The sequence below is a fragment of the Desulfonauticus autotrophicus genome (assembly GCF_055381725.1).
Genome location: NZ_AP042395.1, coordinates 1,836,892 through 1,859,440, shown reverse-complemented (window position 1 = coordinate 1,859,440; position 22,549 = coordinate 1,836,892). Strand labels below are relative to the sequence as shown.

Annotated in this window: 18 protein-coding genes and 4 pseudogenes; 7 read left to right on the top strand and 15 right to left on the bottom strand. The window is 41.2% G+C overall.

Features of this window, described 5'->3' with window-relative positions; genetic code table 11:
• The first annotated feature begins 91 nt into the window (after nucleotides 1–91).
• Both ACZ42F_RS10505 and ACZ42F_RS10500 read left to right on the top strand, forming a co-directional pair.
• Complete coding sequence (locus tag ACZ42F_RS10505) at nucleotides 92–340, top strand: AAA family ATPase (protein WP_464278943.1); 249 nt, start codon at nucleotides 92–94, stop codon at nucleotides 338–340.
• Entirely contained in the window at nucleotides 316–1,644 is a 1,329-nt protein-coding gene (locus ACZ42F_RS10500; protein WP_464278942.1) for an AAA family ATPase, read from the top strand. Before ACZ42F_RS10505 ends, ACZ42F_RS10500 begins: the two co-directional genes overlap by 25 nt.
• A gap of 131 nt (nucleotides 1,645–1,775) precedes the next feature.
• On the opposite strand, the gene ACZ42F_RS10495 is transcribed toward ACZ42F_RS10500, so the two are convergent.
• From ACZ42F_RS10495 to ACZ42F_RS10430, 14 genes and pseudogenes are all read right to left on the bottom strand, one after another.
• Entirely contained in the window at nucleotides 1,776–2,114 is a 339-nt protein-coding gene (locus ACZ42F_RS10495; protein WP_464278941.1) for a cupin domain-containing protein, read from the bottom strand.
• Between the two features lie 11 nt (nucleotides 2,115–2,125).
• Nucleotides 2,126–4,036 (bottom strand): methionine--tRNA ligase, encoded by a 1,911-nt coding sequence (gene metG, locus ACZ42F_RS10490; protein ID WP_464278940.1) that lies wholly within the window; start codon nucleotides 4,034–4,036, stop codon nucleotides 2,126–2,128.
• A 19-nt stretch (nucleotides 4,037–4,055) separates the two neighbouring features.
• Nucleotides 4,056–4,868, bottom strand: a complete 813-nt coding sequence (locus tag ACZ42F_RS10485) for a PSP1 domain-containing protein (RefSeq protein WP_464278939.1) — start codon at nucleotides 4,866–4,868, stop codon at nucleotides 4,056–4,058.
• A pseudogene (gene gltA / locus ACZ42F_RS10480) lies at nucleotides 4,868–6,243 on the bottom strand (NADPH-dependent glutamate synthase). Before gltA ends, ACZ42F_RS10485 begins: the two are co-directional and overlap by 1 nt.
• Before the next feature lie 36 nt (nucleotides 6,244–6,279).
• Nucleotides 6,280–7,112: pseudogene (locus ACZ42F_RS10475) on the bottom strand (sulfide/dihydroorotate dehydrogenase-like FAD/NAD-binding protein); the annotation flags it as partial.
• A 19-nt stretch (nucleotides 7,113–7,131) separates the two neighbouring features.
• Nucleotides 7,132–9,771 carry an alanine--tRNA ligase gene (alaS, locus tag ACZ42F_RS10470; protein ID WP_464278938.1) on the bottom strand — a complete coding sequence of 880 codons (2,640 nt, stop codon included), beginning with the start codon at nucleotides 9,769–9,771 and terminating at the stop codon, nucleotides 7,132–7,134.
• A gap of 18 nt (nucleotides 9,772–9,789) precedes the next feature.
• Complete coding sequence (gene recA, locus ACZ42F_RS10465) at nucleotides 9,790–10,848, bottom strand: recombinase RecA (RefSeq protein WP_464278937.1); 1,059 nt, start codon at nucleotides 10,846–10,848, stop codon at nucleotides 9,790–9,792.
• Between the two features lies 1 nt (nucleotide 10,849).
• The gene (gene folE2, locus ACZ42F_RS10460; protein WP_029967587.1) at nucleotides 10,850–11,629 is read right to left on the bottom strand and encodes a GTP cyclohydrolase FolE2; all 780 of its coding nucleotides are present in this window, start codon (nucleotides 11,627–11,629) and stop codon (nucleotides 10,850–10,852) included.
• Complete coding sequence (gene nikR / locus ACZ42F_RS10455) at nucleotides 11,629–12,048, bottom strand: nickel-responsive transcriptional regulator NikR (protein ID WP_029967588.1); 420 nt, start codon at nucleotides 12,046–12,048, stop codon at nucleotides 11,629–11,631. The genes folE2 and nikR overlap by 1 nt, the downstream gene beginning before the upstream one ends.
• Before the next feature lie 2 nt (nucleotides 12,049–12,050).
• Complete coding sequence (locus ACZ42F_RS10450) at nucleotides 12,051–12,698, bottom strand: class I SAM-dependent methyltransferase (RefSeq protein ID WP_035260241.1); 648 nt, start codon at nucleotides 12,696–12,698, stop codon at nucleotides 12,051–12,053.
• A gap of 2 nt (nucleotides 12,699–12,700) precedes the next feature.
• Entirely contained in the window at nucleotides 12,701–14,179 is a 1,479-nt protein-coding gene (locus ACZ42F_RS10445) for an ABC transporter ATP-binding protein (RefSeq protein WP_464278936.1), read from the bottom strand.
• Nucleotides 14,180–14,181: 2 nt separating this feature from the next.
• Nucleotides 14,182–14,655 (bottom strand): xanthine phosphoribosyltransferase, encoded by a 474-nt coding sequence (gene gpt, locus ACZ42F_RS10440; protein WP_029967594.1) that lies wholly within the window; start codon nucleotides 14,653–14,655, stop codon nucleotides 14,182–14,184.
• A 14-nt stretch (nucleotides 14,656–14,669) separates the two neighbouring features.
• Nucleotides 14,670–15,593: an ABC transporter permease gene (locus ACZ42F_RS10435; RefSeq protein ID WP_029967596.1), complete on the bottom strand. Its 924-nt coding sequence runs from the start codon at nucleotides 15,591–15,593 to the stop codon at nucleotides 14,670–14,672.
• A gap of 2 nt (nucleotides 15,594–15,595) precedes the next feature.
• A complete protein-coding gene (locus ACZ42F_RS10430; protein ID WP_029967598.1) occupies nucleotides 15,596–16,654 on the bottom strand; it encodes an ABC transporter permease in 1,059 nt (352 codons plus the stop codon).
• Nucleotides 16,655–16,857: 203 nt separating this feature from the next.
• Here ACZ42F_RS10430 and ACZ42F_RS10425 point away from each other — a divergent pair, with 203 nt between their 5' ends.
• Nucleotides 16,858–17,370 carry a hypothetical protein gene (locus tag ACZ42F_RS10425; RefSeq protein WP_464278935.1) on the top strand — a complete coding sequence of 171 codons (513 nt, stop codon included), beginning with the start codon at nucleotides 16,858–16,860 and terminating at the stop codon, nucleotides 17,368–17,370.
• A gap of 5 nt (nucleotides 17,371–17,375) precedes the next feature.
• Here ACZ42F_RS10425 and ACZ42F_RS10420 read toward each other — a convergent pair whose 3' ends face one another.
• Complete coding sequence (locus tag ACZ42F_RS10420; RefSeq protein WP_029967603.1) at nucleotides 17,376–17,867, bottom strand: hypothetical protein; 492 nt, start codon at nucleotides 17,865–17,867, stop codon at nucleotides 17,376–17,378.
• 238 nt (nucleotides 17,868–18,105) lie between these two features.
• Between ACZ42F_RS10420 and ACZ42F_RS10415 the strand changes: the two are divergent.
• The 4 genes and pseudogenes from ACZ42F_RS10415 to ACZ42F_RS10400 all read left to right on the top strand — a co-directional run bounded on the left by ACZ42F_RS10415 (nucleotide 18,106) and on the right by ACZ42F_RS10400 (nucleotide 22,525).
• A pseudogene (locus ACZ42F_RS10415) lies at nucleotides 18,106–18,524 on the top strand (Ros/MucR family transcriptional regulator).
• Between the two features lie 74 nt (nucleotides 18,525–18,598).
• Nucleotides 18,599–20,837 (top strand): annotated as a pseudogene (gene topA / locus ACZ42F_RS10410) (type I DNA topoisomerase).
• A 23-nt stretch (nucleotides 20,838–20,860) separates the two neighbouring features.
• Nucleotides 20,861–21,694 carry a DMT family transporter gene (locus ACZ42F_RS10405; RefSeq protein WP_464278934.1) on the top strand — a complete coding sequence of 278 codons (834 nt, stop codon included), beginning with the start codon at nucleotides 20,861–20,863 and terminating at the stop codon, nucleotides 21,692–21,694.
• Between the two features lie 3 nt (nucleotides 21,695–21,697).
• Entirely contained in the window at nucleotides 21,698–22,525 is an 828-nt protein-coding gene (locus tag ACZ42F_RS10400; RefSeq protein WP_464278933.1) for a hypothetical protein, read from the top strand.
• Nucleotides 22,526–22,549 lie beyond the last annotated feature (24 nt).

Here is a 22,549-nt window from a genome sequence, read left to right as displayed (position 1 = left end):
ACCAGGAAGAATTAAGCACTATTCTACTATTCCACTCAACAACTTATCCACTCATCCAATATGCTACTCAACCAAATTCAGGAGCAAGAAGATGAAAAAACTACCCATAGGAATACAGACCTTTAGTGAGATTATAGAGGGCAATTATGTATATGTAGATAAGACCTTTGAAGCCTATGAGCTTGCAATAAACTATAAGTATGTTTTTCTTTCCCGTCCCCGCAGGTTTGGAAAATCTCTTTTTCTGGATACCTTAAAGGAGCTTTTTGAAGGGAATAAAAGGCTTTTTGAGGGTTATATATCTATGACAAATGGATGTGGGAAGAAAAATACCCTGTAATTAAAATAAGCTGGACAGGGGATTTAAGTACCCTGCAAAAAGTTGAAGAAAGAGCAATAGATATTTTTAAAAAAAATCAGAAAAGACTTGGTATTGAATGTGAAAATATAGGTAATCCATCTTCATGCTTTAATGATCTTATACAAAAAACCTATGAAAAATACAATCAAAAGGTTGTAATCTTAATCGATGAGTATGATAAACCCATACTGGATGTTATAGAAGATATGGAGCAGGCCAGGATAAATAGAGAATTTTTAAGTGGGCTTTACTCTATTATCAAAGATAACGATGCATATATCAGATTTGCCTTTTTAACAGGGGTTAGCAAGTTTTCCAGGGCATCAATTTTTAGTGGCTTAAATATGCTAACTGACATATCCCTAAATCCAAGATTTGGAAATATCTGCGGCTATACCCAGCATGATTTAGAGACAATTTTTAAGCCCTACTTAGAAAAGGTGGATATGGAAAAGGTGAAACGGTGGTATAATGGCTATAATTTTTTAAAGGATAATGTTTATAATCCCTTTGATATATTGCAGTTTATAGCCAATGATTATATATTTGATAATTATTGGTTTGAGACAGGTACTCCGTCCTTTTTGATTAAATTAATAAAAGAAAAAAACTACTTTTTACCGAATCTTACTAACCTCACAGTGGATAAGAAAATACTATCAAGTTTTGACATAGAGTATATGGATTTAGAGGTGTTACTCTATCAATCAGGTTATTTGACCATAGATAAAGTTATACACAATGACCTTTTGCAATCTATAGAATACAAACTTCGAATACCCAATCTGGAAGTTCAGATATCTTTAAGTGACTACATAATTCGTTATCTTTATAATAGCGATACTAAAATTAAAGAATCACTGATAAAATCTCTTTATTATGGAAAGCTTGAAGATTTTAAAAAAACTCTTGTCTCTCTATTTTCCTCAATACCATATACAAATTATACCAAAAATGATTTAAATTTGTATGAGTGTTTTTATGCAAGCGTAGTATATACTTACCTTTCATCGCTGGGGATAGACCTTATTGGTGAAGATATAACAAATAAAGGCAGAATAGATTTGACCTTATTTGTAGGGGATAAAATTTACATTCTGGAATTTAAGGTTGATGGTAAGAAAGGAGAAGCCTTAAAACAGATAAAAGAAAGAGATTATGCACAGAAGTATTTAAATAAATCTAAAGAAATTTACCTGGTGGGTATAGAATTTAGCTCTGAGGAAAAGAATGTTGTAAATTTTGAATGGGAGATGTTAGGGATGAAAGGAGCAATTCTATAAAAAAGTTGCTTGATGGAAAGCTTTTGGCGGCATCTTTACTGGCAAGTTTCAAAAGATAAAACTTAATTTACACCTGGGAATACTATATCGCCTTAAAGCGTTACTCCTTCCCAGGTGTATTGCTCTTAAAGCTACTTGCTTTTTAACATGGTAAGCAACATTTTAAAGGCACTTACGGCCTTTACAGCATGGGGAATGTTAGCTGGCATTAAAATGATTTCTCCAGCTTTTACCAGGTGTTTTTCTCCAGCAATGGTAATCTCAGCTTCGCCATCTAAAACCTGCACCAGAGCATCAAAAGGCGCAGAGTGCTCACTTAAAGCCTGTTCTTTATCAAAGGCAAAAATGGTTACTGTGCCTGCCTGGTTTTGAATCAGGGTTCTACTCACAATAGCCTGAGGGTTATAATTAACCAAAGAGGCCAGAGCACTTACCTTACCTGGTTCTAAAAAGGGTTTGGGACCTTGCATAACTATACTCCCTAACTTATTTTTGTGCCTTCTTTAACTTCCTTAGACACTGTTAAGAGGGCAAAACTTTGCCCATCATTGGCAGCCAAAACCATACCTTCAGAAAGTTGACCAAAAATCTTCCTGGGCTTCAGGTTGCTGACCACAATCACTTCTTTTCCCATTAGCTCTGCAGGAGAAAAATAAGGAGCAATACCCGCAATAATCTGCCTGGGTTTATCTTCACCCAAGTCCACTTCCAGCTTTAAAAGTTTATCTGACTTTTCCACCCTGGTGGCGCTTAAAATTTTGCCCACTCTTAAATCCAGTTTTTTAAAGTCTTCAAAAGAAACATACTCCTTTTTCTCCTTAAGTGAAGCAGAAGAAGCAGCTTCTTTATTTTGCTCCAGCTTAATTTCCTGCCTGGGGAAAAGATTGGATTTTTTGGCTACCTTTAACCCTGCTTCCAGTTTACCCCATTCTTTACTTTCAGCCAGCAAATCCACCTTTTGCACCTCAAAGTCCACCCCCAGCTGCTTTAGCATCTCCACGCTAACCGAAGGCATAACTGGCCACAAATGCAGGGCAATTTTTCTAAGACCCTCCAAAAGCAGGTAAATTACTGTGGCCAAACGCTCTTCTTGTTTTTCTTTGGCCAATTGCCAGGGAGCAGTCTGGTCAATATACTTGTTTAAATAACGCACAAACTCCCACAAACTCTCCAGGGCCCTGGCAAATTGAAAACGGGCAAAAAGATTTTGAAAATTGGCTATGCTTTCCAGTCCAATCCCAATCACAGCCTCATCTTCTGCCTCCAGTTTACCTGCTGAAGGTACCTTACCGGCAAAATACTTGTTGGTCATGGTCAAAACACGACTAAAAAGATTGCCCAGGTCATTGGCCAGGTCAGAATTTAAGCGATTGACAAAGGCCTCTTCTGAAAAATTGGCATCCAGGCCAAAATGCATCTCTCGCAACAAAAAGTACCTGAAGGGAGCCAATCCGTACTTGTCCTTTAATTCCAGGGGTTTTATCACATTGCCCAAACTTTTGGACATCTTGGTTTCATCGACCGTCCAGTAGCCATGGACTCTAAGCCCTTTGTACAAAGGAAGCCCGGCAGCCATAAGCATGGTAGGCCAGAAAATAGCATGGGGTTTTAAAATATCTTTGGCCACAATGTGATAACTATTGGGCCAGAATTTTTTAAAATTTTCCCCCTCAGGCCAGCCCAGGGCAGAGATATAATTGATAAGGGCATCAAACCAGACATAAGTGACAAAGTTAGAATCAAAGGGAAGCTCTATTCCCCAGGTAAGCCGGCTTTTGGGCCTGGAAATGCAAAGGTCTCCCAGGTCCTCTTTTAAAAGGCCCAGCACTTCGTTGCGATAACGCTCTGGCCAGATAAAGTCAGGATGCTCTTCAATGTATTGCCTTAAGGGCTCTAAGTATTTGCTCATTCTAAAAAAGTAATTCTTCTCGTGCAAATAGGTAGGTTCAGTTTTATGATCAGGGCAAAGACCATCTACCAGTTCTTTTTCTGTATAAAAACGCTCACAACCAAAACAGTAAAAACCACCATATTCTCCAAAATAAATATCTCCTGCATCATAAACCTTTTGCAAAAAAGCCTGTACTACTTTTTTATGCTCTGCACTGGTTGTGCGAATAAAATAGGAATTTTCAACTTCCAGGCCAGGCCAGGTATTTTTAAAGATATTACTGATTGTATCTACATATTCTTGAGGGGTTTTACCATGCTTTTCTGCAGCCTGAACAATTTTATCCCCATGTTCATCAGTACCGGTAAGGAAAAAGGTTTCATAGCCATTTAAGCGATAAAAACGATTAATGGCATCAGCAATAATGGTCGTATAGGCATGACCTAAATGAGGCTCAGCATTGACATAATAAATGGGAGTAGTGACAAAAAAAGTATTCACTATTTCTCTCCTTCAGCTTTTAATTTTCTTCTTCCATAACTATGGATTTCCATTCACTTAAAGGAATCTCCTCTTCCTGCCCTTCTTCATTGAGTACAGTAATGGTCTGTCTAAAAATATTGGCCCGCACCACCCGTAACAAACCCTTTTGGGTCTGATAGCGCTTGCCTATTTTGGGCAATTGTTCCTGAAATTCCAGATAGTGATTCTCTTCATAGGCCAGGCAGCAAAGCAGTCTTCCACACACTCCAGAAATTTTGGCAGGATTGAGAAAAAGGTTCTGATCCTTGGCCATTTTAATGGTCACAGGCTCAAACTTGCGCAAAAATCTGCGGCAACAACAAATCTGGCCACAATTACCAATCCCCCCAATCATCTGGGTCTCATGCCGCACACCTATCTGTCTGAGCTCAATCCTGGTGCGATAGACTTTGACCAAGTCCTTGACCAGTTCTCTAAAGTCTACCCTGGTAGGGGCGGTAAAGTAAAAAATTATCTTGGAGCGATCAAAATAGACTTCCACATCCACCAGTTTCATGGGAAGCTCACGCGCTTCTATCCTCTCTTTGCAAAACTTATAGGCTTCCTGGGCTAATTTTTTATTACTTAATTCTTGCTCCAGGTCTTCCTGGGTAGCCAGTCTAAGTACTGGCTTTAAATCTTCTGCACTAAAATCTTGAGGAAGCTTATCTTTTAAAAGCACCACTGTGCCCAGCCCAGGCCCTTCCTGGGTCTCAACCACTACTCTATCTCCAGGTTGAACCTCTACTTCTGCACAGGAAAAGTAATATACAGGCCCATAATCTTTAAACTTAATCCCAGCAATCTTCATTAACCCAAAAGCCTCCTTGCCACTTCCTTAGCAGCTTTTTACCCGCTCCCATAGCCAGAACCACAGTAGCTGCACCTGTTACAATATCACCTCCAGCAAACACATTGGGAATAGAAGTTTCGCCAGTCTCAGGGTCAGCTTCTATGTAACCCCATTTATTGAGTTTCAAAGAAGGAGTAGCTTCCAGGAGCAAAGGATTGGACCTGGTTCCTACGGCTATAATAGCCAAATCAGTCTTTATCTCAGCAATAGCTCCTTCAATGGGTACTGGCCGTCTGCGTCCACTTTCATCTGGCTCTCCCAGTTCCATCTTTTGTACTTTAAGGGTTTTTAAGCGTCCTTCGGCATCTCCCACAAATTCTAAGGGAGAAGAAAGGATTTCCAGGTTTACGCCTTCTTCCACTGCATGCTCCAGTTCTTCTCTGCGCGCAGGCATCTCTGCCTTGGTCCTTCTGTACACAATGGAGACCTTTCTGGCTCCCAATCTTAAAGCAGTTCTGGCTGCATCCATGGCCACATTGCCCCCGCCAATGACCACTACTTCCTTTCCTTGAGGCAGGGGAGTGTCATACTTGGGGAAAAGATAAGCGCGCATTAAGTTGACCCTGGTCAAATATTCATTGGCAGAATAAACACCGATTAAATTTTCGCCTGGAATACCCAAAAATCTGGGAAGACCAGCTCCAACCCCAATAAAAATAGCCTTATACCCCTGCTCAAATAACTCCTCCAGAGAAAGGGTACTGCCAATTACATAATTACACTTTATCTCTACTCCCTGGGCCTTCAGGGCTTCTAGTTCTGTATGCACAATTTTTTTAGGCAACCTGAATTCAGGAATACCATAGACCAGAACTCCTCCTGGTTCGTGCAGGGCTTCAAAAATAGTTACCTTTATCCCCCTGGCAGCCAAAAAACCTGCAAAGGTCAAACTGCTGGGGCCAGAGCCAATAGCTGCTACCTTTAAGTCCTCCCTAACCATAGGGCAGGTACTTTCCCCGCTTAAAGCATCACAGGGATGTTTGGCATAATAGGAGTCTGCCACAAAGCGCTCTAACCTGCCAATGGCTATGGGCTCACCTGTGGGATTGAGTTTACACTTGCCTTCACACTGGTGCTCCTGCGGGCAAACTCGCCCACACACCGCAGGTAAACTGTTGGTTTCCTGAATCTTTTTATAGGCCTTTTCAATGTCTCCTTCAGCCACAAACTTAATAAAGCCCTTACAATCCACTTCCACAGGGCAACCCTGCTGACAGGTAGGCTTTTTACACTGCAAACATCTTTTAGCCTCTTGAACTGCCTCTTCCCAAGAATATCCCAGAGCCACTTCAGAAAAGTTTTGAATCCTCTCTTTAGGATCCTGCTCGGGCATGGGAGTCCTGGGTTTTATTTTACTTTTTTCCTTTTTTCCATGGCACTCACAAAATTGTTTATAAGAAAGTTGTTCTTGCTCTATATAAGACCTCAGCCTGCGCATAAGTTCAGCAAAATCTACTTCATGGGCATCAAACTCTGGTCCTTCCACACAGGCAAAACGCACCTTACCGCCCACACTTACTCTACAGGCTCCACACATGCCAATGCCATCCACCATAATGGAATTCAAACTCACCGTGGTTTTAACCTGATATTTTCTGGTTAATTCAGCTACAGCCCGCATCATCGGCACAGGTCCAACAGCAACTACTTCCTTTACCTCTGGTTCGGCCTGGAGATAGTTTTCCAGTACTTCTGTGACCAGTCCCTTGTGCCCATAAGAACCATCATCCGTAGCCACTAAAACCCTGGTGCTAAACCTGGAAAGTTCTTCTTCAAACAAAAGCAAATCCTTACTTCTAGCTCCAATTACTGAAATCACTTCGTTGCCTGCTTCAGCATGGCCCTTGGCAATATGGTGCATGGCTGCAATGCCTGTACCTCCACCTACGCAAACCACTTTACCTTTTTCTCAATGCAGGTGGGTTTACCTAAAGGTCCACACACATCCAAAATTTCATCCCCCACCTCAAAGGTCTCCAGAAGGGCAGTGGTTTTGCCCACCACCAGATAAACAATTACAATCTCTCCCTTCTGCGGATACTTATCCGCAATGGTCAAAGGAATTCTTTCTCCCTCTGGAGTTAAACGGAGGATGACAAAGTTTCCAGGCCTGGCTTTTCTGGCAATATCTGGAGCCTTAATAGTCAACTCACTTACCCTGCCTGGAATAAGTTTTCGCTTGGCTACAATCTTAAAACCCATTCGCCTCTCCCTATTGTTCTTAGCCTTGAGCCACAATTTCCTTTAACCTGGCAAAGGCCTTGTCTATATTTTCCCCTTGAGAACCGCCAGCCTGGGCTAAATCAGGTCTTCCGCCTCCACCTCCGCCAACTTCTCTGGCTACCTCTTTAATCAATTTCGGGGCAGTAAACTTTTCATGCAGGTCCTTGGAAACAGACAATAGCAAAAGTGCCTTACCCTGATTGTTGCTGGCCAGCAAAATAATGCCTGATTCCAGTTTGGACCTTAAGTTGTCCATTACCTTGCGGATAGCCTCTATATCTTCCACCTCCAGCCTGGCTGTAAGCACCTTAATTCCTGCAATTTCCTCTATGTTTTCTAACAGGTTTGCTCCCTGCCTGGCAGCAAGTTTTTCGGTGAGTCGTTTATTTTCCCTGACCAGTTGTTTATTTTCTTGAACCAGGCTCTTCACCTTATCCACGACCTGCCTGGCTCCCACTTCTAAGCTACTTTGCACTTCCTTAAGAGTATCCCTTACTTCCTGAACATATTTGTAAGCTTCAAACCCAGTTAAAGCTTCTATCCTTCTTACGCCAGCTGCCACACCCTCTTCACTGGCAATGACAAACAACCCTGCCTGGCTGGTATTTTTGAGATGAGTACCTCCGCAAAGCTCCGCAGAAAATCCAGGCACCTTGACCACTCTCACCTTATCTTCATACTTCTCACCAAAAAGGGCCATTGCTCCCTGTTGCACTGCCTCTTCATAATCCATAACTTCTGTTTCCACTTCCACTCCAGAAAGAATAACCCTGTTTACCTCTGCTTCAATCTTTTTTAATTCTTCCTCGCTTACAGGCTTTATGTGAGTAAAGTCAAAGCGTAGCCTTTTGGGCTCTACCAGAGAGCCAGCCTGTTTTACATGCTCACCCAATACCTTACGCAAAGCTGCGTGTAAAAGATGGGTGGCCGTATGGTTTCTGGCAGTAGCAATGCGATCGCCTTCATCTACCTGCAGTAAAACCGTTTCCTTTTCTTGCAGATTTCCTTCCTGGACTTTCACCTGGTGCAGAATCAGGCTTTTACTCACCTTTAAGGTGTTTACCACCTCTGCTTTACCCTTTGGCCCCACAATCCGGCCTCTATCTCCTACCTGGCCACCGCTCTCACCATAAAAGGGAGTCTTATCCGTGACTATATAACCTGCTTCACCCCTATTTAAAGCAGAAACTATCTCGCCTTTTTCATTTAAGAGATAGGTAATAACTCCTTCTCCCTTTAAAAATTCATAGCCAATAAACTCACTCTTGGCCTCTTGCTTTACCAAAGAGGCAAACTGGGAAGTTAAGTCCTTTTCTCCGCTGCCTTTCCAGGCTTCCTTGGCCCGTTGCTTTTGCTCCTGCATGTACTTTTCAAAACCTGCTTCATCTAAGTCCAAACCTTCCTTTTCAGTGATATCTCTAATGATATCCAGAGGAAAACCATAGGTATCATATAATTTAAAAGCCAAGTCTCCAGGAAATACCTTTTTTTGAGCCTTTTTTAAATTTTCCATTTCTTCTGCTAAAATACCAAGTCCCTTATCCAGAGTCTGAGAAAACCTTTCCTCTTCTTTTAAAACCACATCCCGGGCAAAAGATTCGCTTTTTAAAAGCTCAGGATAGGCCTCTTGCATCTCTTCTGTCACCTTGGCCAGGGATTCAAAAAGAAAAGGCTCCTTAAACCCTAAAAGGCGTCCAAAACGATAGGCCCTGCGAATTAAACGGCGCAATACATAGCCCCGTCCTTCATTGGCAGGCAAAATTCCATCAGCAATCATAAAGGAAATGGCTCGCAAATGGTCGGCAATAACTCTAAGGGCTGTATCTATATCTTCATCTTCTTTGTATTTTACTTTGGCTTTGTCACACAGATAGCCAATAATACCCTGGAATAAATCTGAATCAAAATTGGAATGAACTCCCTGGCAAACTGCAGAAATTCTCTCCAGACCCATGCCCGTATCAATGCTGGGCTTGGGCAAGGGCGTTAGCTTGCCTGCTTCATCGCGGTTAAATTGCATGAAAACCAGATTCCAGATTTCCAGATAGCGGTCACAATCACAAACCCCAATACCACAATTGGGGCCACAGGCCATTTCTTCTCCCTGGTCAAACAAAATCTCTGAGCAAGGACCACAAGGACCGGTATCACCCATAGCCCAGAAATTATCTTTTTCTCCCAGGCGAAAGATCCTTTCCCTGGGCACGCCAGCTACCTCTTGCCACAAACTAGCAGCTTCATCATCGTCCTTATACACAGTGATATACAATCTATTGGGGTCTAGCTTAAGCTCCTGGGTCAAAAACTCCCAGGCAAACTGGATAGCCTCTTTTTTAAAATAGTCGCCAAAGGAAAAATTGCCTAACATTTCAAAGAAAGTATGGTGCCTGGCTGTCCTGCCCACATTTTCCAGGTCATTGTGCTTACCACCTACCCGCAGGCACTTCTGCGCAGTGGTAGCTCTGATATAAGCACGCTTTTCCTGCCCTAAAAAGACCTGCTTGAATTGCACCATGCCAGCATTGGTAAAAAGCAAGCTCGGATCGTCTTTGGGTACTAAAGGAGAACTGGGAACAATGGTGTGACCCTGTTTTTGAAAGTATTCCAAAAATCTCTTGCGAATTTCTTTGGCCTTCATGGTCGATTTTCACTCCCTTTACTTGTTTTCCTGGTTAACTTCTGAAGAACTCTCTTCTTCCTTTTTCTTTCCCAAACCCAACTTCTCCAGAACTTCTTCTTCTATACGCCTGGCCAGTTCAGGATTTTCCAAAAGAAGCTGGCGTACATTTTCCTTGCCCTGTCCCAAACGTTCAGTTCCAAAGGCATACCAGGCTCCACTCTTGTCAATAACTCCCAGATTTACGCCCAAATCCAAAAGTTCACCTTCTCTGGAAATTCCTCGACCATAGAGGATATCAAACTCAGCTTCCTTAAAAGGCGGGGCTACCTTATTTTTAACGACTTTTACCCTTACTCTATTGCCATAAACTTCATCTTTATCCTTTAAGGTCTGAATTTTGCGAATATCCAGACGAATGGAGGAATAAAACTTAAGGGCATTACCTCCTGTAGTGGTTTCAGGGTTGCCATAGCCCATAACCCCTATCTTCATTCTAATCTGGTTGATAAAAATAATAGCAGTACGGGATTTATGAATGGTACCTGTGAGTTTACGCATGGCATGGGACATAAGCCTGGCCTGGCTTCCCACCTGGGTTTCTCCCATTTTTCCTTCCAACTCAGCCTGGGGAATAAGGGCTGCTACCGAATCCACAACTACTACATCCACTCCTCCAGAACGCACCAAGAGGTCGGCAATTTCCAAAGCCTGCTCACCATAATCAGGTTGAGAAATAAGAAGTTCATCGGTTTTAACGCCCAATTTTTTTGCATAATCCACATCCAGGGCATGCTCGGCATCAATAAAGGCTGCTACTCCACCCTGTTTTTGAGCCTCAGCAATTACATGTAAAGCCAGTGTAGTTTTTCCAGAAGATTCCGGGCCAAAAATCTCCGTCACTCTACCCTTGGGAATCCCCCCTACTCCTAAAGCTAAATCCAGGGAAATAGAGCCTGAAGGGATAGCTGGAACCTTTAAATGGGCATGGTCAGAAAGTTTCATCACTGCCCCTTGCCCAAATTTGCGTTCAATAGTGGTTAAAGCTGTTTCCAAAGCTTCTTTTTTGGCTTCTTCTGGAGATAGTTTCTTACTCATTTTAAAACTCCTTATTCTTAGGACCTATAATGGCATAGGCACTATGATTGTGTATGGATTCAAAACTTTCTACTTCTACTTTATACCAAAGAATTTTATCCAGTTTGTCCAATTCCCTGGCTACCTTACGCACCACATCTTCCACAAACATGGGATTGTCAAAGGCCTTTTCCGTGACTTCCTTTTCATCTTCCCTTTTTAACAAGGGATAAACAGGAGAAGAACCTGCTTTCTGGGCAATAAAAATCAAGTCTTCCAGCCATAAAAATTCTTTAATCCCGGCAGAGATTTTAATCACTGCCCTTTGACTGTGGGCACCTTTTTCCGAAATAGCCAAAGAACAGGGACATACAGTAAAAACAGGGACTTCCACTCCTAAGGTGAAAGTAAGCCTATCGTCAATAAGGCTTCCTTCCACTTGGGCCAAAAAGTCCAAAAGAAAATCCTGACCACTTTGCGGTGCCTTCTGGCTGAGAAAATAGGGAAAGGTAAAAAGCACATGAGCGTCTTTAGCTAGTAATTTTCCCTTTAAATCCCAAAGCAACTGCTTTAAACTATCATAATGCAGTGTTCCCTGCCACTGAGAAAGCACCTCTAAAAACCTGCTCATGTGCGTGCCCTTAAATTCTTTGGGCAAGTCCACACTGATATCTACCTGGGCAGTGGTATGCTGAATTCCCTTGTTCTTATCCTGCACAGTAAGAGGCAACCTTAAATTTTTCACCCCTACTTTATCTATCCGCAAGGGAATCTTAGCTGGTGTATTCTGCACATCCAACATTAAAGTAAGTCCTCTCCTGTAGTGGTCATGGACAAGTTACCATGCTTTACGCCCTTGGTGGAAATGAGCTTTTCAGCTGTTTCCTTTATCTTGAGTCCATTTCCACGCAAAATCAAGACTTCCAGGCAATTGTGATGATCTAAATGAATATGCAGGGAAGTAACAATAACATCCAGGGCACCGTGTTGAATCTCTGTAAGCCGTTGAGATAGGTCGCTTTGATGATGGTCATAAACCAGGCTTAAAATGCCAATAATCTCCCTTTCTGGATCTTCCCACTCCTTTTGCACCAAAGCATTGCGAATCAGGTCTCTAATGGCTTCAGACCTGGTCTGATAACTCTTTTCGTCGCAAAGATCGTCAAATTTTTTTAATAAGTCTGAATCCAAAGATACGCCAAAACGAATAGTTTTTCCCATAATTAGCCTCCTTGCTTACGCAATTCCCAAATACTTATTAAAGGAGATTGGAGAGAAAGTTTTACTTTTTTCTCTACTAAAGGCAAAACCTGCCAGCCTTTTTCCTTCAAAAATTCTACCCCTTCTTTGGACACTTCTCTATTGGGATTACTGAGCCATATAAAACCTGCATCTTTTAAATAGGTCTGGAAAAAATTGTGCAACACTTCAAAAAAAATCTTTTCGTAAAGCACATCACTGGCCAATAAAAAGTCAAAACTCTTTTCCTTTAAAGCTGGCTTCCGCCAGTCCATCTGCAACCATAAGGGGCTTTCCACCCCATTTATCCGGGCATTTTTTCGGGCAAAACTTAAAGCTTCATAAGTATAGTCAAAAGCAAACATTTTAGCACCCACAGACTTAGCAATCAAACTTACCAGGCCCAGGCCACAGCCAACCTCCAACCCTCTTTTTGCCTTTATTTTATCAGCATGACTGAAAATATATTCACCCAGCAACTTGGCTGCAGGCCATACTTCCACCCAATAGGGAATCTTATCTTCTTCTAGGACATCCATCTCTGCCCACAGGGTTTCTAAGTCCCCTGGCCTTTGAATTTGCCACTTTTGCCCACCTATTTCTAAAGAAAGGGTCTCCATCTGGGCTGCCATTACTACTTACCGCCAGCCATAAAAAAGCCTATTTGAGCTACCTTTTCCCCATCTCTGCTGGAAAAGGTCGTCACAATTTCTCCAGCAAAAATAACTGCAATTCTATCAGCTAAACTCAAAGCTTCCCCCAGGTCTCCACTTATAAGCAAAATTCCCGCCTTCTCTCTGGCTTTTAGCAACAACTTCCACACTTCCTGCATAGCCCCAATATCCAGACCCTGAGTGGGTTGCTCTGCAATAATCAATTTGGGTTCTCGCCTGAATTCTCTGGCCAGCACCAGTTTTTGCAAATTTCCACCACTAAGTTGCCTGGCCTTTAAGTGGGTACCAGGAGTTTTGATTTTAAATTCTTCTATTTTGCTCCACAAATCTCTTTCTGCACCTTTGTAGTCCACCAAAGGGCCTTTTTGAAAGTGATGCCTCAAGGTTAAAAGAAAATTCTCGGTCAACACCAACTCCGGGCAGGTAGCCATGCCCAGTCTATCTTCAGGAATGTAAGCCAGGTAATCTCTGGACTTGGGAGAATCAAAAAAAAGCCTGGCTTCTTCTCCAAAAAGCCATACCTTTCCTTGATATCTTCTCTTTAAACCAGTGATAATTTCCACCAGTTCCTGCTGACCATTGCCAGCTACGCCTACTAAGGCTAAAATTTCTCCTCGCCTTAAACTCAAATTTATATTTTTTAGTTTTTCTCCCCAAACATTCTCTAACTTTAAAACTTCCTCTTTAGGCTCTATTTCTCTAGGCTTCAAATCCAAAAGCACTTCTCTGCCCACCATTTTCAAGGCCAACTCTTTCGGCGAGGCAATGTCCCTGGTGGCCACTCTATCCACAATCTGTCCTTTGCGTAAAATAGCCACTTCATCTGATATTTCCAGGACTTCTTCTAATTTATGGCTGATAAAAATAACCGCCCGACCTTCCCTGGCCATTTTTCTAAGGCCAGCAAAAAGCTTTTCTGTTTCCTGGGGAGTAAGTACAGAAGTGGGTTCATCTAAAATGAGGATTTTACTATCCTGGTAGAGTAATTTTAAAATCTCCACCCGTTGTTTTTCTCCCATGGAAAGGTCTTTTACCCTGGCGTCCACATCCAGGGTAAAATCATACTGGGCAATCAGGTCCTTAATCTTTTCCTTTATTTTATTTTTTCGAACCCAAAAACCTTCCTCCTGACCCAGGGCGATATTTTCCCAGACCTGCATTTCTTCAATGAGCATAAAGTGCTGATACACCATACCAATGCCCAGGGCCAAAGAATCCTTTTCTGAAGTCAAAAAAACGCGTTGGCCTTGATAGTAAATTTCTCCTTCATCAGGCAAACTCTTGCCGGCTAAAATGGACATTAAAGTACTTTTGCCTGCACCATTTTCACCTAAAAGGGCTAAAATCTGGCCCGGGTAAATATCCAGATTGATTTTATCATTGGCCCTAACCGAGCCATAGCTTTTACTTATGTTGCGCAAACTAACCAGAGGATTCATTTTCATCTCTGATGCACAAGAGGTTGGACGAACTGATACTCTGCATCCCAGGGAAACAAAATCCAGGTATCCTGGCTTACTTCTGTAATGTAGGTATCTACCACTGGCCGACCTGAAGGCTTGGCATACACAGTGGCAAAATGGGCCCTGGGTAACATGTCTCTTACTATCTGGGCAGTTTTGCCCGTATCTACCAAATCATCTATAATTAGCCAGTTTTCGCCTTGAGCCTGCACTTCTTTTAAAATTTTGGTTTCCCCCTGAGTTTGCCAGTCATAACTGGCCACACATACGGTATCCACAATTCTAATCTCCAATTCTCTGGCAATGATTGCTGCTGGCACCAGGCCACCTCTGGCAATGGCAATAATGCGCTCAAAAGGGCCTATTTCCAGCAAGCGCCAGGCCAGGGCTTTGGAATCTCGATGTAATTGTTCCCAGGAAATGGGATAGGTTTTTGTATACCGACTCTTCATTGAGTAAACTCCTCTTAATCCTTGGGTTCAATATTCAAGCCCAGATGAGCAGGTGCATCCAGGCCCTTTTTCTTAAAACAGGCCAGAAGAAGCACACCTATGGTCAAAAGATAGGGTAGCATGAGTAATAAAGAGGAAGAAATATTGCTTCCCAGGGCTTGAATGCGCAATTGCAGGGCCATTACTCCTCCAAAAAGATAAGCCCCCCAGATAGCTCTAAAGGGACGCCAAAAGGCAAAAATAACCAGGGCTACAGCTATCCATCCCCTGCCGGCAGTAAGCCCATTGGTCCAAACATGGGTATAGGCCAGAGAAAGGTAACTCCCAGCAACTCCCACCAAAAAAGCTCCACTTAGCAGGGCTACCCATTGATAAAAAAAGACCTTTATTCCCCTTGCCCTGGCAGCATAAGGATTTTCACCCACTGCCTTTAAGCGCAAACCAAACCTTGTTTTTTCAAATAAAAGATAGAGTACTGGAGCTAAAAGCAAAGAAAAATAAACCAATACATCCTGTTTAAAAAACACTTCTCCTAAAAAGGGTATGTCCTTAAGTAACGGCAGGTCCAGTTTATCAAAACCCACTGTTTTTATTCCCACATAAGGAGTCCCCAAAAAATTGGCTAATCCCAATCCCAGTACTGTTATGGCCAAACCAGAAACCACCTGGTTGCCTCTAAAAATCAGACACACAACCCCATGCAAAAAGGCCAAGAAACAGGCTCCCAGGCCACCTAACACAAAGCCTGCCCAGGGATTATGGGTAAGATAAGTGCCCAAAAAGGCCATAAAGGCCCCCATGGCCATCATGCCTTCTACACCCAAGTTTAAAATCCCCCCCTTCTCTGTAATAATCTCCCCTAAGGTGGCCAAAAGAATGGGAGTGCCAGCTTGAATAGTTGCACTTAAAAGTAAACCTAAAACTTCTATAGAAAACACTGCTATTCCTTAAACTTTAGTTTATAGGTTTTAAAAAAGGAAAAGATTAAAACAGCAATAAGTAATAAGCCCTGTATAACCAAACTAAAAGCAGCAGGCACTTGCATCTCCAGTTGTAAATTTTCCACTCCCACCCTAAATCCAGCTAAGAGCAAAGAAAAAAGGCCTATTTGCCAGGGAGATAGCTCTGCCAACCAGGCAATAATAATAGCTGTATAACCATAACCTACCACTATGCTGGTTTGTAAACGATTCACATTGGATACTTCTACAAAACCTGCCAATCCAGCCAGAAAGCCACTCAAAAACATACTCAAAAGTACTAATCTGGCAGGACTTATTCGGGAATAAAGAGCAGTCCTGGGGCTTTCTCCACACACCTTTAACTCAAAGCCCAAACGGGTAAAGTTTAAAAACACATAAAAAACAATACCTATTATAACCGCTAAAATTAAAGCCAGACTAACTCTAGTGCCTGGAATAGCGCCTAAAAGGGCTTGCTCCGGGAAAAGAGGGCTCATGGGAAAACCAAAACTAAGAGGGTCTTTTAAAGGTCCATACACCAGGTATTCCAGGAAATAGATGGCTACATAATTTAACATCAGAGTAATAATAATCTCATTGGCCTTGTACCTGACCTTAAAATAGGCAGGCAAAAGGGCATATAAACCTCCCAACCCACCTGCAGCCAAAATCATAAGAGTTATTAAGACCCAGGAATTCTCACTAATTCCACTTAAAGCCACCAAAGTAGCCCCAATGGCTCCCCACACATATTGACCTTCTGCCCCAATATTCCACACCTTTAACTTAAAGGCCAAGGCCACACCCAAAGAACAAAAATACAGGGGAATAGCCTTAATAAGCATATCCTCCAGGGCAAAGGAAGAACCAAACCCACCCTCTAGAAAAACCAGCAATCCTTTTCCAGGCGACTTGCCCTGCCCCCAAAGCAAAAACATGCTCAAACCTACAGCCAGCAAACAGGCTAAAAAAATGCCCAGTAGCTGCATTCCTGCAGAAAGGTCTTTTTCTCGCTTAACTATTCGTAATTTTGGCATACTTTTAAGAATAATGTGTATCTAAAAAGATGTATAAAAAAGTAAAAGTTTATATCTACTCCCAATCGCCAGGATTAGCAACCTTTTTATCCCTTAATCCCCAGGAACTTAAGCATACTTCTTCTACTTGCCAAAAGCTATGGCTTTACTTTTTCTTGGCTTTAGATAAACTAACTTTAAATTCTAACTTGAGGATAAGAAAAATGTCTTTTCTAAAAAAAGTTATTTATTTTTTAATTATTTTTCTTATAGGTTGCAGCCATTTAAGTGTACGCCACCTAGAAAAAAGCCCCTTATTAACCCAGCAAAAAACCTCCCTGGAGATGCGCTATCTAAAATTTAGCTACACTCCTCTTTGTACTATTCAAGGGTATAGAGTAAAGGGAAGAGCTTTTTTTAAACAAGAAAGCATCCCTGGTTGGGCTAAGTACATTCAAGAGTTGTGGTTGGCCATTTACTTAAGTGATGCCAAGGGAAAAGTACTGGCCAAGCAGCTAAAGGTCTATCTCCCTCAAAAATTAGAAGATAGTGGAGTTCCCTTTGAGTTTAGCCTTACTCCAGAAGAAATCCCCAGCAAGCGCCCCCTTTTTATCACCTTTGGCTACAGCTTCAAGCTAACTCCTGCTGCCAATTACAAACCTGGCTTTAAATCCAGCCCCCTAACTGAAGATAAAGATTTAATCTTTTACGCCAGTCAGGGAGCCCTTAATTATTAGTAAGATTAATTTATCTCTTTAGAGGAAGGGGTTTTTAACTTTTTCATCTGCAAAGAATAAAGTATCTTTTGGGCTTGTTCGCTTTCCTGCCATTTATGAAAGTTGGCAACCCACACTTCAAAAGGCAAGACCTCTTCTTCCAACTTTTCTTCAAAAAGATTTAACCAAACATTAAAAAGCTGTATTTTCTTTAAAAAGGAAGAGCTATCCAAAATAGGGGCAACAATATCCCTTTTACTTTCTGGCTTTTCAAAATGTTCCTGCAAAAACTCCACAATAACCCGGCGAGAAAGTTCTGGACTTAGGTATTGGCCATTTAAACGCAAGGCCAATTCTGCCAGCTCTCCATAACTTTCCTTAAGGTCATCCAGGAATTTTTCTTCAAAATTAAAGGTCAACTTTTTGCCTTCCTCTTCCACAAAGTAAAAACGCAACCAGTATTCAAATTGAAAAACCCTAAAAACCATCTCCTCGGTAAGCTGTTTTTTTTCTTGCATCTTTTTCTCCTTTTTGAAATTTTAAGAACATTTTAGGAACATAAATTGTAACTTATTTTTCTATAACCTATAAAAATTATTTAATTTTACCTAAAAAATATCTAACACATCTTTTGCTAAATTTTAGTCTCATTAAATAAGAGAACATTTTTTCAATCTAGTATTGACAAACTTATATAAATTAATAATACTTCAACATATTCGACCGTTAAACTTATATCATAAAAGGAGGTAGCAAATGGAAGAATATTTAAAACAAGCATTGGAAATTGTTAAAGCCCAAGCTTCTGTCAGAACCATGACTGAGGAAGAAATCACCTCTATGGTTCAGTCCATTGCTGAAGGGATCAAAAAAGCCAGCGAAGGTGTAAGCTGTGAAACAGAACAAGAACCAGCCGTTGATCCCAAAAAGGCTATTAGAGAAAAGAGCATCATTTGTCTAGAGTGCGGAAAAACCTTTAAGGTTTTGACCAAAAAGCACCTGGCTTCCCATGGCTTGACCCCTCAAGAATACAAGGCCAAATGGGGCTACAAGAAAAATACTTCTCTGGTTTGCAAGTCCTTAGCTAGAGAAAGAAGAAAAAAATGGAATCCATGAAGCTCTGGGAAAAGAGAAAAAGAACTAAAAAAGCTTACTTTTCCATTGCAAAAGTTTAAAGGGGAGTCTTTAAAGACTTCCCTTTATTTTTTCTTGCCAAGTTAAATTCTAGTAGCTATAGCCCCAAGACATTATGGCCAAAAACTTAATTATTGTAGAATCTCCTGCTAAAATAAAAACCATTCAAAAATTTTTGGGCAAAGATTACAAGCTAGAAGCCTCTCTAGGGCATGTCCGAGACCTTCCCAGCAAGGAACTGGGAGTAAAGGAAGAGCAGGGCTTTGAGCCTACCTATATTATCATCCCTGGAAAGGAAAAGGTTGTAAATAAACTCAAAAAAGCAGCTAAAAAATCAGAAAAGGTTTACCTTGCTCCTGACCCAGATAGAGAAGGTGAGGCCATTGCCTGGCACATTGCAGAACTCATTAAAGACAGCAAGGCTGAAATTCATCGTATCCAGTTTAACGAGATAACCAGGCGGGCTGTACTGGAAGCTCTGGAGCATCCAAGGGATTTAGATGAAAACCTTTTTCATTCTCAACAGGCCAGAAGAATTTTAGACCGCATTGTGGGTTATAAAATCTCTCCCTTACTCTGGAAAAAGGTGCAACGAGGCCTGTCTGCAGGTAGAGTCCAATCTGTAGCTCTAAGGCTTTTAGTGGAAAAGGAAAAAGAGCGTTTTGATTTTACTCCAGAAGAATACTGGGTCTTTAAGGCCTTATTAAAGGCAGAGCAAGATAGTTTGCTGGCTGAACTAAGTAAAATCAACAACAAAAAGGCCAAAATAAGAAATGAACAGGAAGCTAAAGAGTTAGAGCAGTATCTAAAAGAGCAATCCTTTATTTTAGATAAAATAGAACAAAAAGAACAAAAAAGAAATCCCAGACCACCTTTTATTACTTCCACCCTGCAACAAGAAGCCAATATTCGTTTCAACTTTTCTGCCTCAAGGACCATGAGCCTTGCCCAGAGACTTTATGAAGGTATGGAATTGGGAGACAGGGGCAGTACAGCTCTCATTACTTATATGCGTACCGATTCTGTACGCATTGCTCCAGAAGCCCAAAAAGCTGCCCGGGCCTGGATAAAAGAAAACTTGGGTCCAGAATATTGCCCCCAAAGGGCCAGAAGCTATAAAACCAAAAGTTCTGCTCAGGATGCCCATGAAGCTATTCGGCCTGTAGACCCAACTCTCACTCCAGAAATGGTTAAAGCTTATTTACCTGCAGACCACTTCAAACTTTACAAGCTCATCTGGGAAAGGTTTATCGCCTCTCAAATGACTGCAGCAACTATCCTGGCTACCATCTTTTATATCAAAGCAGGCAAAACTCTCTGGCAAGTAAAAGGCGAACAAATCGCTTTTCCTGGTTTTTTAAAAATTTATTCTCCTCAAAAGGTAAAAGAAACCTTTTTGCCAGCACTTAAAGAAAAGACCACCTTAGCTTTAGAAGATTTGAAGATTGAACAAAAATTTACTCAACCTCCAGCCAGGTACACAGAAGCCACCCTGGTAAAAAAAATGGAAGAATTGGGTATTGGCCGTCCTTCTACCTATGCTACCATTATTTCCACTTTACTTCAGCGAAAATACGCCCTTTTACAGGAAAAACAGCTCGTTCCTACTGAACTGGGGCTCTCTGTATGTGAACTTTTAATCAAACACTTCCCCAAACTTCTGGAAGTAACCTTTACGGCTAAAATGGAAGAAGAGCTGGATAAAATAGCCCTGGGAGAAAAAAGTGGCAAGAAGTTTTACAGGAGTTTGCCCGGGAATTTTATCCCACTTTGGAAACCGCTTCCAGGGAAATGAAATCTCTTAAAAAAGGAGAAACCACGGATTTAACCTGTCCTGAATGTGGAGCTAAGTTGCTTATCAGGTTTGGCCGTAATGGTTCTTTCTTAGCCTGTTCCAATTATCCTGCGTGTAAATATACCACCAACTTTACCCGCAATGCCGATGGAGAAATAGTAATTGAGGAGCCAGAACCTGCTGAAGTAAAGGTCCTGGGGAAATGCCCTCAGTGCGGAAGCGATATAGTGGAAAAAGAAGTCGGGCAGGAGCAAGATTCATAGCCTGCTCCAATTATCCCAAGTGTAAATATACGGCCAGTTTTTCTACTAAAGTTCCCTGCCCTCAAAAAGGCTGCTCAGGTGAACTAGTAGAAAGAAGCTCACACAGAGGCAAAATTTTCTATTCTTGTTCCAATTATCCTGAGTGTAAATATGCAGTCTGGAATTATCCTGTGGCCAAAGAATGCCCCAAATGTAGCTCTAAAATTTTAGTGCAAAAGGAAAGCAAAGCCAGGGGAAAATACCTGGCCTGCCCGGAAAAAGGCTGTCGTTATTGGGAACAAGTAGAAGAGGAATAAAACCTCTTTTTCCGCTTTAAATTATGCCTGCCTGGTTTATCTACGCCCTTGTTTCTCTCTTTTTTACTGGTAGCCAGCGTTTTATCTATAAAGTCATAGCGCACAAGGGCCTTTCTTCTTCTAAAGCCACCTTCTTTTTTATGGCTACAGTAACCTCTCTCAGCTTTTTTTACTTCCTCTGGCAAGGTACATTACTCAATCTACCATGGATAATCCTTTTTTCTTTATTCAATAGTGCTACTTTTGTAACTGCCACCATTGCCCATATAAAAGCCTTAAAATACTATTCTGCCAACTTTACCTATCCTTTAATTCGTTTAAATATTTTGCTGGTAGTGCTTTTTTCTGTTATTTTTCTGCAAGAAAGTCTAACGCCTTTTCAAACAGCTGGCATTATTTTGGCCATCCTGGCCTTTTTTACCCTTACCTTTTCCAGGGATAATAAAAACCTATCTCATTTTTATCTCATTTTGATCGCCCTCATTTGTGGAGCATTATCTTCCATATCCTGCAAGCTGGCAGCCCAAAAGGTAAATATCCCTGCTTTTATGTTTTTTTCTTATACCCTTTCCACTTTAAGCAGCTATCTTTTCAGCCAGAAAAAAAGTGAAGCCAGTAAGAACCTAAAACAGGAGTTCTTTTGGGGAGTGGTCATGGGGCTTATCAATTTTGTCTCCTTTAACCTCTACCTCTTAGCCTTAAAAAAGGGGCCCCTTTCCATTGTAGCCACTTTAAATGGCCTGCACTTTGTGGTTCCCATCTTCCTCTCCATACTCTTTTTTAAAGAACAATTGAACAAAAGAAAAATCTGGGGTATTGGACTGACCATTATTTCCATAATTTTACTCCGTATATAAAAAATGCTGTTAAAAGAATATGAAAAGTTAGTAAGCTCTCCCCAAAAAGCTGAAAAATTCTTACTCAAGCACTGCTGGCCCAATTACCAGCGCTTTTGTCCCCAATGCCACTTTAGAAAAGTGCAAAAACTAAATTCAAAACGCAAGTGTAAGCGCTGTGGTTTTGTCTTTACTGACTTTAGCCAGCGCTATCTTGACTGTGTACGCCTATCTCCTGACAATTGGTTAAGGCTAGTCAAACTCTTTGAAATAGAGGCAAGCCCAGATAATATCGCCTTACAACTGGACATAAGCTACAATACAGCAAGAAAGGCTCTCACTATAATTCGCTTAGCTATTTTAGCCAATTCTTTAGATGGCCCGTTGCTATTATCCCTTTTTCAATTAAACGACCTTATCTCCTCTCAAAAAACTCCTCAATTAAATCAAGTACCTATCTTGGGAATAATAGAAGAAGCAGGGCATATTTTTGTTGATTTTCTGCCAGAATTTGGAGTGGATAGTTTTATTCACCTCAAGCAAAATTTTTGTCTGCCTTCTAAAAAAATAGGGCAAATAATCTATACCTCTCCAGTAAAGCAATATTTAAGCCTTCTTATTTATGATCAGGGAATAAGTAAAAGATTTAACCTTTCACACCAAGGAGAAAATTTAACTCTGGATGGGAATAAAAGCTTCTGGCCTTTTGTCAAAAAAAGACTGCAAAATTTTAAAACTACCAGTAGTCTAAACTTTTTACTTTATTTTAAAGAATTGGAATTTCGATATAATTATCGTCAGAAAGATTTTTTTATTACTCTGGTAAAATATTTAACTACCTTTAAAAAATAAAAAAGCTTCATTTTCTAAATTCAG